We start from the raw sequence: 15,950 nt of genomic DNA, 5'->3' as shown, positions 1-15,950 counted from the left end.
CAAACGGGGTTCAATGTCAGCTCAAGCGTACCCGTCGATAACTATTTCACCTGGGCAGCCATCTAACGGATGAAATAACTGAATGAAGCAGGGAGGCGACCATGAACGAAACGACCGTGCAGTTCATTTGGTTCATCGTTATCACGCTGGCCGCAACGCTGCTGCAGATCGCTCTGTTCCTGGGTGTCGTTGCCCTGGTTGTCCTCATCGTCAAAAAGCTGTGGAAGTAGCGGTGGCGGAGTGAGACAAAGGGACAGTCCCCTTGTCTCGCTTTGTCTCAAGCAAACGCCATCAAGCAGGCGGGGCCGAGACGCGCGTTCGTCTCGGCCCCGCCTTTTTATGGCCAAGCTGGGTATACTAATCACGTTGCTATACGGCTAGCAAAGCATGGGGGAACATGATGAGCGCCACGACCCTCCAGATAAACACGCGCCTGGACGCAGACCTCAAGCGCGGCGGGGACGCTGTGTTCTCTCGCTATGGCCTTGGGACAAGCGAGGTCATCCGCGCGCTGTGGAAATACGTCGTTGACCACCAAGCACTCCCCGCGTTTCTTGAGAGACGCCAGGAGGCCGCCGGCTGGGCAGACGATGGCTGCGGCATGGCCGTTGCCGTGGCACGCGGGCTCTCCGGGCACGCCACGTCCAAGGACGACGCCACGCGTGACGCGTCCCTTGACGCCGAGAAAGACGCCCTCTATGACGACCTCCTTGACCAAATGGAGGCCAGATACCACTGACCACGATAAAGAGCGTGCTGGTAGACACCAACGTCTGGCTCGACTACTTCATGGGCGAGGGCCCACAGCTCGATGAGATCTGTGGTCTTGTCGCCGCCGCACACCATAGCAAGCTGACGCTCCTCTACGCACCCACCTCGGCCAAGGACCTGTTCTACCTCATCCCACGCAGGCTCAGGAGAACGGAGGGCCGGGAAGGAATCTCCTATCGTCCTGCCGCCTGGGCATGTCTGCGCAGGCTCATGGAGATTGCCACGGCAGCCCCGCTCTCCTTCCCCGAGTGTGAGCTGGCGCGCATGCTGGGCAAGACGTTTTCTGACTTCGAGGACAACCTCATACTCGCAGCCGCAGAGACGGCCAAGGCAGACTACGTCGTCACGCAAGACCGCGCGTTTCTCGCGTCGGCGCCGGAGGTCTGCGTCACGCCAGCGAGGGCAATGGAGCTACTCGGCGTCTCCTTCGGTGACGAGTGAGACAAAGGGACTGTCCCCTTGTCTCACATCAAGCAGGCGGGGCCGAGACGCGCGTTCGTCTCGGCCCCGCTCTTATCGCCGCATGGATGGTTCCGACGTTAGCCCAGCTCCACGGCGTCGGCACCGTCGATGCGCAGGTCGGCGTCATAGAAGGCCGCGAGCGCCGCGACGGCGAGCGCCACGTCGCGGGTGCCACCCGTCTCAAAGCTCGAGTGCATGGCCAGCTGCGGCAGACCCACGTCCACGGCGTGCATGCTGACCTGCGTGTTCGACAGGTTGCCCAGCGTGGAGCCGCCCGCCATGTCGCTGCGATTGGCAAACGTCTGCACGGGGACGCCGGCATCTGCGCACACGGCAGCAAACACCGCGCGGCTGAAGGCATCCGTGCAGTACTTCTGGTTGGCCGCCTCCTTCACCGCGAGACCGCCGTTGAGGCGGCAGCGGTTGGCAGCATCGTACTTGCCGGCCTGGTTGGGATGCACGGCGTGCGCGTTGTCGCAGCTCACGAGCATCGACTTGGCAATGGCCTGGTGAAGCTCGTCGGTCGTGTGGCCCAGCGCGGCATTCAGGCGCGCGAGCGTGTCGGCAAGCACGGTGGACATGGCGCCCTGCTTGGTGTTCGAGCCAACCTCCTCGTTGTCAAAGCAGCAGTAGACGCTCACGTCGCGCTCGTTGTCGCTGGCGAGGAACGCCTTGAGCGAGGTGAACGCGCAGGCGAGGTCGTCAAGCTTGGGCGAGGAGACGAACTCGTTGGCCGCGCCCCACACGCACGGGCGCTGGCGGTTCACGAGGAACAGGTCGCGTGCGACGATCTGCTCGGGAGCCACGCCCAGGCTCTCGGCCACGAGGGCGTTGACCGTGCCCATCGTGCAGTCACCGGCGGACATGACGGGGCACAGGTCGCTCGCGCGGTTGGGCGAGAACCTCTCGTTCACCGAGCGGTCGAGATGGATGGGCAGGCTCGGGATGATCGCCACGTCACGGTCGAGCGACACGAGGCGGCTCTCGATGCGCGCACCCTCGCGCACGAGCACGCGGCCGGCAAGCGAGAGCGGCTTGTCGAACCACGTGTAGTCAATCATGCCGCCGTAGGCCTCGGTGTCCAGGCGCAGGTAGGACTCGGGGCCCTCGAGCTCCGCTGCCGTCTTGAGCTTGAACGTGGGCGAGTCGGAGTGCGAGGCCGCGAGCTGGAAGTGGTAGCTCGAGCCCTCCTCGGTCAGGCGCGCGCCCACCTTCCAGGCGATGACGGTGGAGTTGTTGCGGCACGTGTAGTAGCTGCCGCCGGGCTCCACGTCCCAGGCGCCGGTCTCGGGCAGGTAGGTGAAGCCGGCCTCGTCCAGGTAGGAGCGGATGGTCGCGGCGGAGTGGAACATGCTCGGGCTCTTCTGGATGAAGCTCACGAGCTCCTCGGCGAGCGCAACGTCGGTCGCGGTGGTCTTGCTGGTGACGTCCATGGGATTTCCCTTCTGACGCGTGATTGCGTGACAAAGTCTAGCACCCGCACGCAGCAGAGCGCCGGATGCGGCGCCTACCCACCCCGCTCGTTATTCGAACGTCAGCGTATAGGTGTTGCCGTTGTCGAACGTGATGTCGAAGGTGTTTCCCGACCTCTCCCAAGTGAACGAGTGGACAAAGCTATTGTCCGCCTTGGAGGGGTCGTAATTCTCATCCGAGGGGTCTGCCACCTCGCACGTCACGTAGTCGCCCCACATGGCGGCGAACTCATAGCTGCCCGTACCATCCTCGTTCAGCTCGAGCGTCGTGCTACGCGTGAAGAGATACTGGTCGCCACTCGAATAGTCATCACAGGTCGCAATGAACGCCCAACGCCCCCACGGGTTCTCGACCGTGGCGTCTCCCGGCACGAGCAACGTGCACTCCTTGTCGGATCCAGAATCCGCATTGCGGAAGCTGTCGGGACCCCAGGAACCCCAGTTGATGTCACCATAATCCAGACACATCAGATTCTCGTCACCGTTGGAATTGCTGGTTATATCTCCGGCGACCACCTGATCCTGGTCATAGATGGTGACGGGTCCAAGCGTGCCGTCGGGCTCGTCAAGTGCAATGCCAAACTCATGGGTATAGCCGTTACCAGAGAGGTCCATCGAGGTCCAAGGCGTCCCCTGCTCAACGGCTTCGGTTGACGCCGGCGCATCCCCGGCTGGAGCGACACCGTTGGAGTCGGCGCCGCCGCCCTTTGGCATCAGCGCAAACACTGCGACAGCAGCGATGGCCACCACGGCAACCACGGCGCACACGATAATCGGAGCCTTGCTCTTCTTCGGAGGCTGGGGGCCGGCGGACGGCTGCGAGCCCTCTGCCGAAGTCGCCTGGAAGCCATCGGGCCGCTGCGGAACAGCGACTTGGGCGGGCTGGCCAGGAAGCGGCGCTCCGCAGCCGGGACAGAACTTCGAACCATCTGGAACCCGTGTGCCGCACTTGGAGCAGAACATCAGGGTCTCCCTTCATTTGTGTTCTTCCGACGGGTCAATCCTATCGCCCGGTGCATTCAAGATGTTGCGCAATACCGTCGGGCCGAGGGATCGGACAAATTGAGGCCAATCGGCGCCCCTTCTGCAACGCTCGATCGCTACATCCGACAAATCGCAGGCTGTGCCACATCGGCCGTTACGACACGCGCCCCAATCCATTCGCAGCCGCGCGCGTACAATACGGCCGAGAACTCCACGCGAGAGGAGAGCCCGATGGCCCCTAGCAGCCTCAATGTCCTCGTACTTCTTCCACTGAGCGAGGCGCAGCGTACGCGGCTTGAGGCCGGGGCCCCAGGCGCCCGCTACGCCTACGTGGCGCCCGCGCCCGGCTCCATGCTCGGCAGCGCCTCGCCGTCGGTGAGCCCATCCGCAACGAGGTGCGCCACTAGGCCCCCGTCCCAGCCAATCTAGCGGGCTCCAAGCCAAATCCACGGTCGCAAAACCGAGTAGTGCACACAATGTGGCGACTTTAGCGGACGCCACCAGAACTCGTTATTGCAAAATGCCTGGTTATGAGCGTGCGCACATCAAAGCTTTGGCGTCTGCCCGCGAATTCGCCACCAATGCTCGTTCACAAATGGGCTTTGCGACCAAAAAACGAGGCGTCTCCCCACTAGATCGCGCGCCAAGCTCTCGCGCAACCCGCTTACTTGCGCCCAAACAGCTCGCGGACGCGCTCGCGCAGGCCGGCGCGCGTGATGGCGCCCTCGTAGCGCTCGAAGCGCAGCTGTGGGAACGCATCGAAGAAGCGCAGGTCGCGCTTGCCCAGATGCGCGACGAGCGCCTCCGTGGCGCGGTCGAGCCACTCGGGGCGCGCCGGCCTCCTCAGTCCACGCGCACGCGCCACGTCGCGCATCATGTCCGTGGCCGAGCCCAAGCCGGCAGCGGCGACGCGCGGGTCAAGCTTCGAGACAAGGTCGCTCGCCGCGTCGCGCGTGCGCTCGTACGCCTCGGCCGCACCCTCCACCACAGAGTCCGGCAGCCGCTCGAGCATGCGCTCGGACGCCTCGCCCAAGGACTCGTCGAGCCGCAGCGAGATCTCGGTGCGCAGCGCCTCGAGCTGGGCGGACAAGCGCCGCCAGCTCGCCATCGCAAGCACAAGGTCAAGCACGAGAGCCACAGCGAGCAGGCCCGCCGCCACCTCGAGCAGCACGGCGGGCAGCGAGCCCAGCGCCGCGAGCAGCGCCGGCTGCGCAAACCGGCACACGAGCGTTGCGCCCGCGCCGAACATGAGAAAGCCGTACAGGCACACGCGCCCGTTGATGTTGAGCGGCTTGTCGTCGTAGTTCCAGAACCGCGCGCCGCACGTCTTCTCGAGGGCCACGCCCACGGCATACTCCAGCGCGCAGCACGCCGCCCCCGAGACGAGAAACTGCGCCACGGGGTCCGCGGCGCCGCGCAGGAACAGCCAGCAGAACAGACATCCCACGCCGTAGATGGGGCAGATGGGCCCCAGCAGAAAGCCGCTGTTGGAGAAGCGTCCCTGGTTCATCATCGAGCAGACGATGGACTCCCACAGCCACCCGCCAAAGCTGTAGACGAGAAACGACAGGAACAGGCCCGCGAGCGGGGCTTGCGGCACCGAGGCGGCCACGAGCAGCGGCACGCCGGACGTCTGCGGCATCGGGTTCATCGGCGCCCTCCCCTCTCCGGGCGCAGGCGCCGGCCCCGCGCGCATCGCCCAGCAAGCACGGCCACACGAGGCGCGATGGTCTCGCGCAGCGCGCACGCCTTGTCGGCCACGCAGACGATCCACGCCTCACGACACGTGGGCGGCACCGGCACCAGCGGAAACATGTGCCGCACGATGACATTTCTCTCGCGCGGCGTCAGGTCAAAGTCGCGCTCCGCGTTCGCGAGGGCAAAGAACGGGTGGCGAAACCCATGCAGTCGATGGCTCGGGTCCGGGTCGTGCCAGTCGTAGAGGAAGTAGTCATGCAAGAGGGCCCCGCGCACGAGCGAGTCGCGGTCCACGCGCAGGCCAAGGCGCGCAAGGGCGTCGGCCATGCGGCAGCTCTGCTCGGCCACGGAGGCAACGTGGTCATAGACGCTCACGTCGCCGTGCTGGATGAAGCCACGGCACTGGCCCAGCCTGCCGTCTCGCTCCAGCCGCGCCGCCTGCGCGGCCACCTCTTCTCGCACGCCCATGCCCCTCCCTCGTTGGCCTCAAGCTTACCAGCCCGGCGGCCGTCCCCGCCGCGCCCCGCCCCAAAGGGGGTCAAACACCTTTGGGCCGTCTCCGGGCGCACGCCCTGGCGCCGTCAAGCTGCCGCCGGGCCGCGCGAGTGGCGCGTCGGCACGAGCCCACCACCACTTTTGTCCCCAAATGTGCAAAGCTATATGTTTGCAATTCATTAATCGGGCAAGACGGACAGGGAGCGCGCATGTACCTCGAGCACATCGAGTCGCCGGCAGACGTGAGGGCGCTGCCCGCCTCCGTCATGCCGGCCCTGTGCGCCGAGATTCGCGACGCCATCATCGCAAGCTCGGCCAAGGTGGGCGGCCACGTGGGCCCCAACCTCGGCATCGTTGAGCTCACGGTGGCGCTCCACCGCGTGTTCCGCTCGCCGGCCGACAAGCTCGTCTTCGACGTCTCGCATCAGACCTATGCCCACAAGATGCTCACGGGCCGCGCGTGGAACTACCTCGACCCCACGCGCATGGGCACGCTCTCGGGCTTCGCGAGCCCCGTCGAGAGCGAGCACGACCACTTCTCCATGGGCCACACGTCCACGTCCGTGAGCCTCGCGGCGGGCCTCGCGCGCGCCCGCGACCTCGCCGGCGAGCGCTATGACGTCGTGGCCGTCATCGGTGACGGGTCGCTCTCCGGGGGCCTCGCCTTCGAGGGTCTCGATGACGTCGCGCGCCTCGGTACGGGGCTCATCGTCGTCGTGAACGACAACGAGTGGTCCATCTCGCAGAACCAGGGCGGCCTGTACGCCGCGCTCGCGCACCTGCGCGAGACGGGAGGCAACGCGCCCGACAACCCCTTCCGTGCGCTCGGCCTGGACTACGCCTACGTCGAGAACGGCAACGACGAGCAGGCGCTCGAGAGCGCGCTCGCGAACCTACGCGGCTGCGAGCGGCCCGTCGTGCTGCACGTGCACACGCGCAAGGGTCTGGGCTTTGCCCCGGCCGAGGCGGACGAGGAGAGCTGGCACCACGTGGGGCCGTTCGACCCCGCCACGGGCGAGAAGCTCGCCGGGGGCCGCGCGAGCGGCGGCATCGTGGCGGCGCCGCCCGCGACCTACGCGGACATCACCGGCGAGTTTTTGCTTAGCCGCATGTCCTCTGACCAGCGACTTATTGCCATCTCGAGCGCAACTCCCTACATGATGGGCCTCACGGCGGCGCGGCGCGCGGCCGCCGGGCGCCAGTTCGTGGACGTGGGCATCGCCGAGGAGCACGCCGTGACGCTCGCCGCCGGGCTCGCCACGGGCGGGGCGCACCCCGTCTACGGCGTCTACGGGACGTTTCTGCAGCGCGCCTACGACCAGATCTGGCACGACGTGTGCCTCAACGCGGCACCGGTCACGATCCTCGTGTTCGGCTCGAGCGCATTCGGCACCACCGATGCCACTCACCTGGGGTTTTATGACATCGCGATGCTTGGAGACATGCCCGGGCTCACCTACCTGGCGCCCACGTGCCGCGAGGAGTACCTCGCCATGCTCGACTGGGCGTGCGGGTACGAGGGAGGCCCCGTGGCCATTCGCGTGCCGGGAGCCGGCGTCGTCAGCCGGCCCGACGTCGAGCTGCCGACGGACGGCTTTGCCAGCGGCATGCCAGAGATCGTGCATGAGGGCGACGATGATGTGGCCATTCTCGCGCTGGGTGCCACGCTGCCGCTCGGACGGCGCGTGGCAGAGCGCCTGGCCGCCGCGGACGTCGACGCCGAGCTCGTGAACCCGCGCTTTGCCTGCGGCATCGACCGCGACTGGGTGCGCGGGCTGGCAGGGCGCTTCCGCGTCGTCGTGACGCTCGAGGACGGCGTGCGAGACGGCGGCTTTGGCAGCCGCGTCGCCTGCGTCCTGGGCCCCACGGGCGCGCGCGTGCGCTGCTTTGGCCTCACGCACGGCTTCCCCGACCGCTATGAGCCGCATGAGCTGCTCGAGGCCTGCGGCATGACCGAGGAGAACGTCACGCGCGAGACGCTCGCGCTGCTCGGGAGGTAGCGGGGATTCGCCAGCCACGCTCCTACGCACATTGCAAGGACGTTTCTGCACGTTTCGCTCACTGGCGCGGCATTTCTGCACATCGTGCTCATTGGTGCAGCGTTACTGCACGCTCCACACGCCTCTAGCGTGCAATATCGCCCCAGCAACGCAACCGGCGAGAAACATCGCCACAGCAATGTCGCCTCACGCCCCCCCGCGCCCCAACGGCCCCGTGCCGCGCGCTGCCCGCCGCCCGGCAACACCCCGCCACCCCTCCGCGCCGCCCACGGATTTGACCAATTCGCCGCAGCTCGACGGCGCTATAACATCCCCCGGGGCTATCAAACATCCAACAGAGAGGGGTCCCATGGACATCAAGGACGTCAAGAGGGTCACGATCGCCGGCTGCGGCACCGAGGGCAGCCAGATTGCCTCGATGGTTGCCTACAAGGGCTTCGAGACCACCGTGTGGCTGCGCAGCGAGGGTTCCATCGAGCGCGCCCGTCCGCGCCTCGCGAGCGTCAAGAAGCAGATCGTCGGCGTGCTCGAGGCCTGGAAGACCGACCCGTCCGCCTACTGCCGCGGCCTGTCAGACGAGCGCGACCTCGCACCCGAGCAGATCGACGAGTTCATCGCGCAGGCCGAGGAGCGCCTGCCCAAGATCAACCTCACCACGAGTCTCGAGGAAGCGTTTGGCGAGGCAGACGTGGTCATCGAGTGCATCAACGAGGACCCCGCCCAGAAGACCGACCTCTACGAGAAGATCGCGCCCGTGATGCCCGAGCACACGGTGCTGCTCACGGACTCCTCAACGTTTTTGCCCAGCACGTTCGCCGATGCCACGGGCAGGCCGGACCGCTACCTCACGCTGCACTTCGCCAACCAGATCTGGCGCAACAACCTCACGGAGCTCATGCGCCACGACCGCACGAGCGACGAGAGCTTTGCGCTGGCCGAGCAGTTCTCCCACGCCATTGGCATGATCCCGCTCAAGCTCAACAAGGAGCAGCCGGGCTACATCCTGAACACACTGCTCATCCCCTGGTTCCGCGCGGCGCTGCAGCTCGTGGCCACCGGCGTCTCAGACCCGGCGACCGTCGACCTGTGCTGGGAGCTCGACACGGGCGCCACGAAGGACCAGACGCCGTTCCGTAAACTCGACAAGGTGGGCCTGCCGCTGGCCATGCACATCATGGGCATGCAGCCCGGCGCCGACGATCCCGCCACCGTCAACGGCCAGATCGTGGCGCTGCTCAAGGGCTACGTGGAGGCCGGCAAGACCGGCATCGCCGTGGGCGAGGGCTTCTACCGCTATGACGAGAACGGCAACGTGATCGAGTAGCCCACCGGACCAAAGGGGGCCAAAGGGACTCGTCCCCTTTGGTCCCCCCTTTGGTCCCCTTTGAGCTCGGCATCTCTGGGCTCACCGCAAACGAGCGACTCGTCCGCAAGGTTGACGGCCAGCCCGTCTATTGGTGGGAGCGCACGCCCTCGGCCGACAGCTCCGAGGACGCGGCGTCAACGGCATTCAACCGCGTCATGGCCGACGGCGACGCACCCGCCGAGGACACGTACGTGTTCCCGAACGGACCAAAGGGGACGGGTTCGTTTGGTCCCGATCCATAGGGCCGACCTCGTAACGTTTGGTCGCGGGGAGCAGGATTTGAACCTACGACCTCCGGGTTATGAGCACCTTGGGGCGGGGAATCGCAAAGAGTGAGAGGGAAGTCGAGACCTAATCTACCTTGGCATATGGCATCGAGAGGCAATTCTAGGGAGTCCGGGGGCAGCTGAGGGAAGGTTCGGCTGTCCCGCAGGTGCGTCTCGCCCTGGGAAGCGCCGGGAGGCCCAGGCGAGCACCGCGGGCCGACTGTCGCTCCACGCCAAGAGGTGCGGCAGACAGAGACTCGCTTCTTTCCTCGGCTTTTCTTGACGGCATCTCCCCTGTTGTAGTACTTAGACCCTGTCTAAAACTGCGTGGACTTTTCTGGGCGCTAGCCACCTTTTCGCCACGCAACCGAGTAGTCGGTTGCGTGGCTTTTTCGTCTCGGCGGCAGGCGTCGCAAGCACCGCCAGAAGACCAGACGAGCCCCACCTTCCGGCTGCAGGGAACAGACGCGCGAGACGTGCGTCTGCGAGACAGCAGACGGAAGGTAGCATGATGACAGGAACGGACACAATCAAGCAGCAGGCACCCGGGGCAGGAGCCACGGGCACGGGACAGGCCAAGGCGGCGCTCCAGGTCTTTGCGGGCGGCACCTGCTACGGCGCGATGGCCACGACCTACAAGCTCGCCTACGCCGCAGGCTTCACCTCGGCGCAGGTGGTGGCGAGCCAGGCGTGGTTCGGCTGTCTCTTCTTCGTCCTTGCCGCGCTCGCGGGCCGCGCGCTCGGGCACCACTGGCAGCGCGTGGGCTGGAAGCTCACCCTCAAGCTCATGGGCCTGGGAGCCCTCACCTGCCTCACCTCAATCCTCTACTGCTACGCCATAAGCGTGCTGCCCGCCCCGGTGGCGCTCACGCTCCTCTTCCAGTTCACGTGGCTGGGGCTCGTGTGGCAGACCGTCATGACACGCCAGCCGCCGAGGCCCCTCCAAGTGCTCTCCGCCCTGGTCATCGTCTTCGGGACGGTGCTCGCAAGCAGCGTCTACAAAACTGGCATCGCCGGGTACGATCCCGTGACCCTGCTCTACGCGCTGGGGGCGGCCGTGTCCTGCTCCCTCTTCGTTACCCTCTCCGGCAGGGTCAAGGCCCCCTGCTCGTCCGAGCAGCGCGGCGTCATCGTGTGCATGGGCTCCGTGGTCATGTCGCTCACGGTGTGCCCGGACTACGTCGTCTCGGGCGTCCTCGCCCAGGGTATCCTGCCCTTTGCTGTCATCGCCGGCTTTTTCGGCCTGCTCTGCCCGGTCCTGCTCTTTGGCGTGGGCTCTCCGCACCTGCCCGCGGGCCTCTCCACCGTCATGGCCGCCGCGGAGCTCCCCGCCGGCCTGCTCATCGCCATGATTGTCCTCGGCGAGCCGCTCGGCGCCGTCGAGTGGCTGGGCGTCGCCATAATCCTCACCGGCGTGTGCCTGGCGCAGGTCCCCTCCCTGCTCGGAGGCCGGGAGGCACGTCGCGCCGCCGCGGGACAAGCCGTCAGTTAGTCATCCCTTCGCAGGCAGCCCGCGCGCATCTTCTCGTGGCATGCCGCCGGAACTGTCCCAAGGGCGAGAATGGTGTCTCAAGGCAAGAAAAAAGGATCGGAAGCGATGCTTCCGATCCTGAACGTTTGGTCGCGGGGGCAGGATTTGAACCTACGACCTTCGGGTTATGAGCCCGACGAGCTACCAGACTGCTCCACCCCGCAATATGTAAGTGCGCCTCTGCGCAAGAAGAGAATATACGCGCCCATGACAGCCGAGTCAACAATGTGGAGGGTTCTCCATAATTCTCGTGAACTGGCGCGCACGGCACCATGCCATTCCCTACTTGTTCTCGATGCTCCCTATGTTCTTGAGCTCGATGGAGATGAGACCGTTCTCCTCGGTGGAGAACTGGATGAACTCGGGATCGTCGCCGTACTCGGCCGGGAACGACACCTCGATGCCCGTGTCTGTCACGATCCTGTGGCAGCGCACGCGCTTCTGGGCCACGGCCCTACGGTCCACGGCCACACGCTCGGGCAGGTGCCTCACCTCGGCGGCCGTCTCGAACGCCTTGCGAGCGGGCTCGGAGTCCTCGAAGACCTTCTCGGCCAGGCCGTCACGAGAGAAGGAGTCCTGCTCGTCCACCTGCTCTGCCACGTAGGCCTTCGCCTTCGACAGCGCCAGCGCCGCGTTGGCGCCGTGCTCCTCGGCCACCTGCTCCACGATCTCTGTCACGCAGTCGATGGTCTCGCGCGCGCTGGCCTCGGAGCTGCACTGGAGCAGCCCCTCCGGAAGCACGAGCACATCCTGGCCGTCGATGGAACGGGGCTTGTCCACGTAGGAGATCTCGAGGTTGTCCGCGCGCACGATGGCCCAGCTCGCGAGCTTCTGGGTGGCCGCCGGCAGCACGCCGTAGCGCCGCACGATGTCGCAGCTCACCATAGAGCCGGCCTGGCTCACGTCGTGCACGAAGGCCTTCTTGCCCTCAAGCAAGAAAAGACCCAGGTAGCGCGTATCATCGCCGTCCATGAAGTCGGCAACGAGCATGTCGGTGCTCTTGACGCCGTCCGCACGCTGGATCTCCCCGAAGACAAAGCCCGCCATCTCGGCCGTGAGCGGCACGAACTCGTCGGCGCCATGCAAGTAGCGGCTCACCTTCGTGGCAAGCGCGTTGTCCGTGCCGAAGTTGCCATGGCGGCAGTCCGTGGAGCCCAGCGCCTTGCGGCAGATGCTCTGCACGTAGGACTTGACGGGCTTCTCCTCCAGGTCGAGCTCCGCCTTGGACAGGACGCTCACGGCGGAGTCGAGATCGAGAACGTGCAGGACGGCCTTGTTCAGGCGGACGATCATGCGTGCCTCCATGGTCTGGTTTGGGTGCGTTTGTCCGGCGCGCGGGCGCCGGAGGCGAGCATTCACTATAGCGTTTACGCGGGGCGACGCGAGGATTTGGACGCGCGCATGGTTCGGAGCCGCATCCTTGGCAGGTTGTGACCCCGAGTATGCAGGTGCAAGGCGCAGTTCTGTCACAAAACCAATCTTGTGTGCGCTTGCAGAGGAGTTGCGGGTCCGAGCAGCCTTTTGCACAGACTAGTTTCCGAACAGTTTAACAATTACGTTCGGAAACTTAGCCCGAGACAGCAGAACCGTCACGCCCTCGCGGCCGATTTGTGCCAGCCATCGCACACAAGATTGGTTTTGTGACACACAAGCGCATGGCAAACCCAGCAAAGCGGACGCACGGGCGCCTCGCGAACACGTTGTAGCAAAAATCACCCCAGCTTTGTGCGATTGGCAGGTTCCCCGAGTAGTCCAGAGCGACAGTTCCCGAACGGTTTCATTAAATCGTTCGGGAACTGCTATCGCCGCCGACCCATAACAGTCCATAAGCCGCAAATACGCGACTTGACGCGACTTGACGCCTCTCATCACCACACAGACTAACCCTCGTTCTTGCACTCACGCAGAAACGATTGCCGCTGGTCCGCCCCTCGTGGCTCTTGCGCGCCAAAAACGGGAATACGTAGCTCCAACGACCAAAAGGGAGGCCAACATGGCAAGAACGCTCATCCTCGTGCGGCACGGCAAGGCCCAGAAGCCCCAGCTCGGGCTCGCAGATGCGGACCGCGCGCTCGTACCCGGGGCAGCCGAGACGCTCGCAGCAACCTATAGAACAGCATTCGCCCTGCTCAGGGGCATGGAATCCGCAGAGCTGTGGGTGAGCCCGGCGCTGCGCGCACGTCAGACGGCGGCACAGGTGTCCCGCGCCCTCGTGGGCAACGGCGTCAAGATCGGCGCCAACCGCGAGCTTCCCTGCCTGCTCGAGCAGGACGCCGACGCTTTCCACAAGCTTATCGAGCAGTCTGCCGAGGGCACCTGCATCGTCGCCGTTGGGCACATCCCCTTCATGGAGGACGAGCTCGTTGACCTCACGGGCGTCGACCTCTCGTTTGCCCCGGGATCGGCTGCGGCGCTACGCCTCGAGGGCGCCCCAGGCCGCGCGGCCTCCGGCGCGGAGCTGCTCTGGTTCGTGCGCGGTCCCAGGATAGAGTAGCCAGCGCGCGACCGCCCGCAACGCAACCCACAGCCACCCGCAGCCCGCCGCGCGCGGGCGCTCGCACCGCGCTCGCACCGCGCCCGCACCGCGCTCGCAGCCCAAAGCCGCTCGTCCCGCAGCCATGGCACCGCGTCCGCACGCTTCACACTCGCGCAACACATGGCCACCTGCAGGTGCGCTAAAGTTGATAGCCACGTTTTGAGCGCACCCACGAGCGGAAGGCACCCCACTCACCATGAGCGATACTAATAAAGTGCAGCTAGACACTGGCGTCGACGCCGCCGGCACCATCGACGAGCAAGACCCCGTGCTCATCGAGGAGCAGGCCCACCTCGACAAGATCTACGCCAAGCTCTCCGCCATGCGAGACGAGCTCGCCGCAGAGCTCGAGCACGGCCACGAGGGCGCCGCCGCCGACCTGCGCGCACTGTCAGACGAGATCCGCCCCGACTTTGGCGGCGCGGCCGACGAGGTCATGGAGACGCTCGCCGCCATCGAGACGCTCAACTCGGTCATCGACGCCTACAACCAGTACCACGACTTCTCCGTGGACAAGCTTCGCCGCCTGCTGCTGCTCCTGCGCCAGCCCTACTTTGCCAAGGTCCGCCTCAAGATGGCGCCCGACCGCCCCGCCCGCGACGTCTACATCGGCGCCGCCGGCATGACCGACGAGCGCAGCCGCCCGCTCATCGTGGACTGGCGCAACCCCGTCGCCGAGACGTACTACAACCAGGAGAACGGCCAGACGAGCTACACCGTCAACGGCCGCACGCGCACCGTGGAGCTCGAGCTTCGCCGCCAGTTCGACATCACGCGCAACCATCTCAACACCTACTTTGACACCACGATCGCCATCGAGGACTCGCTGCTGCTGGGGGCGCTGCGCCGTCACCACTCCGAGAAGCTCAAGGACATCACGGCCACGATCCAGCGCGAGCAGAACGAGGTCGTACGCCACGAGGACGTCCCGGCGCTGCTCGTGAACGGCATCGCGGGCTCGGGCAAGACGTCGGTCATGCTGCAGCGCATCGCATTCCTGCTCTATCGCGAGCGCGAGACGCTCTCCCCCAGCCAGGTGCACCTCTTTGGCCCCAACGCCGTGTTCGAGCACTACATCGACAACGTCCTGCCATCCATGGGCGAGGCAAACCCGCAGGTCTACACCTGGCGCGACTTCTGCGAGGCGCAGGGCGCGGGCGGCCGAGACCTCGGCGTGGACACCGACCCAGCCTCCCTCGAGGCACTAGAGGCCGGCATGGGGTCGCTCTTCCTCACGGTCTCCGACCTGCGCGAGATTCGCGTGGGCGACACCGTGCTGCTCAAGGCCAACCAGGTCGAGGGGGCCGTGGACAAGTACGCGCGCTTTGGCGTGGGGCCGCGCTTCTGCGCGCTGGTCACCGACGACCTTCACGACCGCGTGAACCGCCGCATCGCGAGCATGTCCAAGGACGAGGAGCTCCAGGAGGAGATGCTCGGCCTGGACGTGGACGACCAGGTGCGCTTCTTTGGCGAGACGGTCAGCCCCGAGAACGAGCAGGAGACGGCCTCCCTCACGCGCCGCTGGCTCGAGCAGCGCTTTGCCGCCGCGCACGATGAGATCGACCGCCTGGCGTGGCTTCGCCTCGACCGCGTTGCCATGCGCATGCTGAACAAGCCCAGCGTAAGCGCAAGCGAGTGGCTCTACCTGCGACTTCTCATCACCGGACGCGGGGACACGGACGCGCGCTACGTCATGATCGACGAGGTGCAGGACTACACCACGGCCCAGCTCATGGTGCTCGCGCGCCACTTCAGCCGCGCGCACTTCCTCATGCTCGGAGACGAGCACCAGGCCATCCGCGAGGGCACGGCGAGCTTTGCGCAGATTCGCGAGCTGTTCTGCCGCACGCATGGCAGCGTCGACGAGTGCCGCCTGCTCACGAGCTATCGCTCCAGCCCAGAGATCACGGCGCTGTTCAGCGGCCTTGTGGAGCACGACGAGCCCGTGAAGCTCGCGAGCGTGCACCGCTCCGGCGTGGCGCCGCACATCGAGGTGCTTCCGGACCGAGACGCCTTCCTCGCAGCGCTGCGCGAGCGCGTCGCCGCGGCGCACGACGCCGAGGGCCTCACGGCCGTGGTGGCCGCCGACGACGGTGCCGTGAGCTGGCTTGCCAAGCAGCTCGGAGGCGCCGCGGACGTCATCAAGAACGACCGCGAGCTGCCCGCGACGGGCGTGGTGCTCATGTCGCTGCGCCTGGCGAAGGGCCTCGAGTTCGACCACGTCATCATCCCGGACGCCAGCGCCGAGACCTACCCGGACACCCCGCTTGCGCGCCGTCGCCTCTACACGGCCGTCTCGCGCGCGATGCACGAGGTCACGCTGCTTGCCCAGGGCGAGCTCACGCCCCTCGTGAGCGCCTAGCAGGCGA

Annotated in this window: 14 protein-coding genes and 1 tRNA gene; 9 read left to right on the top strand and 6 right to left on the bottom strand. The window is 66.1% G+C overall.

The window, feature by feature from the left end:
- Positions 1-101 precede the first annotated feature (101 nt).
- The 3 genes from Pcatena_RS08280 to Pcatena_RS01955 all read left to right on the top strand — a co-directional run bounded on the left by Pcatena_RS08280 (position 102) and on the right by Pcatena_RS01955 (position 1,212).
- A complete protein-coding gene (locus Pcatena_RS08280) occupies positions 102-230 on the top strand; it encodes a hypothetical protein (protein ID WP_269777008.1) in 129 nt (42 codons plus the stop codon).
- 167 nt (positions 231-397) lie between these two features.
- A complete protein-coding gene (locus Pcatena_RS01960; protein WP_126421149.1) occupies positions 398-739 on the top strand; it encodes a type II toxin-antitoxin system RelB/DinJ family antitoxin in 342 nt (113 codons plus the stop codon).
- Positions 740-753: 14 nt separating this feature from the next.
- Positions 754-1,212 (top strand): PIN domain-containing protein, encoded by a 459-nt coding sequence (locus Pcatena_RS01955; RefSeq protein ID WP_198433406.1) that lies wholly within the window; start codon positions 754-756, stop codon positions 1,210-1,212.
- A 98-nt stretch (positions 1,213-1,310) separates the two neighbouring features.
- Here the strand turns inward: Pcatena_RS01955 and Pcatena_RS01950 are convergent, their stop codons facing one another.
- From Pcatena_RS01950 to Pcatena_RS01935, 4 genes are all read right to left on the bottom strand, one after another.
- Entirely contained in the window at positions 1,311-2,666 is a 1,356-nt protein-coding gene (locus Pcatena_RS01950; protein WP_126421147.1) for a M18 family aminopeptidase, read from the bottom strand.
- 90 nt (positions 2,667-2,756) lie between these two features.
- Positions 2,757-3,668: a zinc ribbon domain-containing protein gene (locus Pcatena_RS01945; RefSeq protein WP_126421145.1), complete on the bottom strand. Its 912-nt coding sequence runs from the start codon at positions 3,666-3,668 to the stop codon at positions 2,757-2,759.
- 685 nt (positions 3,669-4,353) lie between these two features.
- The gene (locus Pcatena_RS01940; RefSeq protein ID WP_172596345.1) at positions 4,354-5,340 is read right to left on the bottom strand and encodes a putative ABC transporter permease; all 987 of its coding nucleotides are present in this window, start codon (positions 5,338-5,340) and stop codon (positions 4,354-4,356) included.
- Entirely contained in the window at positions 5,337-5,855 is a 519-nt protein-coding gene (locus Pcatena_RS01935; protein WP_126421141.1) for an HD domain-containing protein, read from the bottom strand. Before Pcatena_RS01935 ends, Pcatena_RS01940 begins: the two co-directional genes overlap by 4 nt.
- A 236-nt stretch (positions 5,856-6,091) precedes the next feature.
- Here Pcatena_RS01935 and Pcatena_RS01930 point away from each other — a divergent pair, with 236 nt between their 5' ends.
- From Pcatena_RS01930 to Pcatena_RS01915, 4 genes are all read left to right on the top strand, one after another.
- Positions 6,092-7,882, top strand: a complete 1,791-nt coding sequence (locus Pcatena_RS01930; RefSeq protein ID WP_126421139.1) for a 1-deoxy-D-xylulose-5-phosphate synthase — start codon at positions 6,092-6,094, stop codon at positions 7,880-7,882.
- Between the two features lie 349 nt (positions 7,883-8,231).
- On the top strand, positions 8,232-9,206 hold the full coding sequence (locus tag Pcatena_RS01925) for a 3-hydroxyacyl-CoA dehydrogenase (protein WP_126421137.1): 975 nt from the start codon (positions 8,232-8,234) through the stop codon (positions 9,204-9,206).
- A gap of 50 nt (positions 9,207-9,256) precedes the next feature.
- The gene (locus tag Pcatena_RS01920) at positions 9,257-9,490 is read left to right on the top strand and encodes a hypothetical protein (protein WP_126421135.1); all 234 of its coding nucleotides are present in this window, start codon (positions 9,257-9,259) and stop codon (positions 9,488-9,490) included.
- 532 nt (positions 9,491-10,022) lie between these two features.
- A complete protein-coding gene (locus Pcatena_RS01915; RefSeq protein ID WP_232619874.1) occupies positions 10,023-11,006 on the top strand; it encodes a DMT family transporter in 984 nt (327 codons plus the stop codon).
- A 126-nt stretch (positions 11,007-11,132) separates the two neighbouring features.
- Here the strand turns inward: Pcatena_RS01915 and Pcatena_RS01910 are convergent.
- Positions 11,133-11,209, bottom strand: a tRNA-Met gene (locus Pcatena_RS01910).
- A gap of 118 nt (positions 11,210-11,327) precedes the next feature.
- The gene (locus Pcatena_RS01905; RefSeq protein WP_172596344.1) at positions 11,328-12,338 is read right to left on the bottom strand and encodes a nucleoid-associated protein; all 1,011 of its coding nucleotides are present in this window, start codon (positions 12,336-12,338) and stop codon (positions 11,328-11,330) included.
- A gap of 700 nt (positions 12,339-13,038) precedes the next feature.
- Between Pcatena_RS01905 and Pcatena_RS01900 the strand changes: the two genes are divergently transcribed.
- Both Pcatena_RS01900 and Pcatena_RS01895 read left to right on the top strand, forming a co-directional pair.
- On the top strand, positions 13,039-13,539 hold the full coding sequence (locus Pcatena_RS01900; protein WP_126421131.1) for a SixA phosphatase family protein: 501 nt from the start codon (positions 13,039-13,041) through the stop codon (positions 13,537-13,539).
- 238 nt (positions 13,540-13,777) lie between these two features.
- Positions 13,778-15,943 (top strand): HelD family protein, encoded by a 2,166-nt coding sequence (locus tag Pcatena_RS01895; protein ID WP_126421129.1) that lies wholly within the window; start codon positions 13,778-13,780, stop codon positions 15,941-15,943.
- Positions 15,944-15,950 lie beyond the last annotated feature (7 nt).

It is taken from the genome of Parolsenella catena (genome assembly GCF_003966955.1).
Classification (GTDB): domain Bacteria; phylum Actinomycetota; class Coriobacteriia; order Coriobacteriales; family Atopobiaceae; genus Parolsenella; species Parolsenella catena.
Note: the sequence above shows the minus strand (reverse complement) of the source record. Positions and strands in the feature narration are given on the sequence as shown.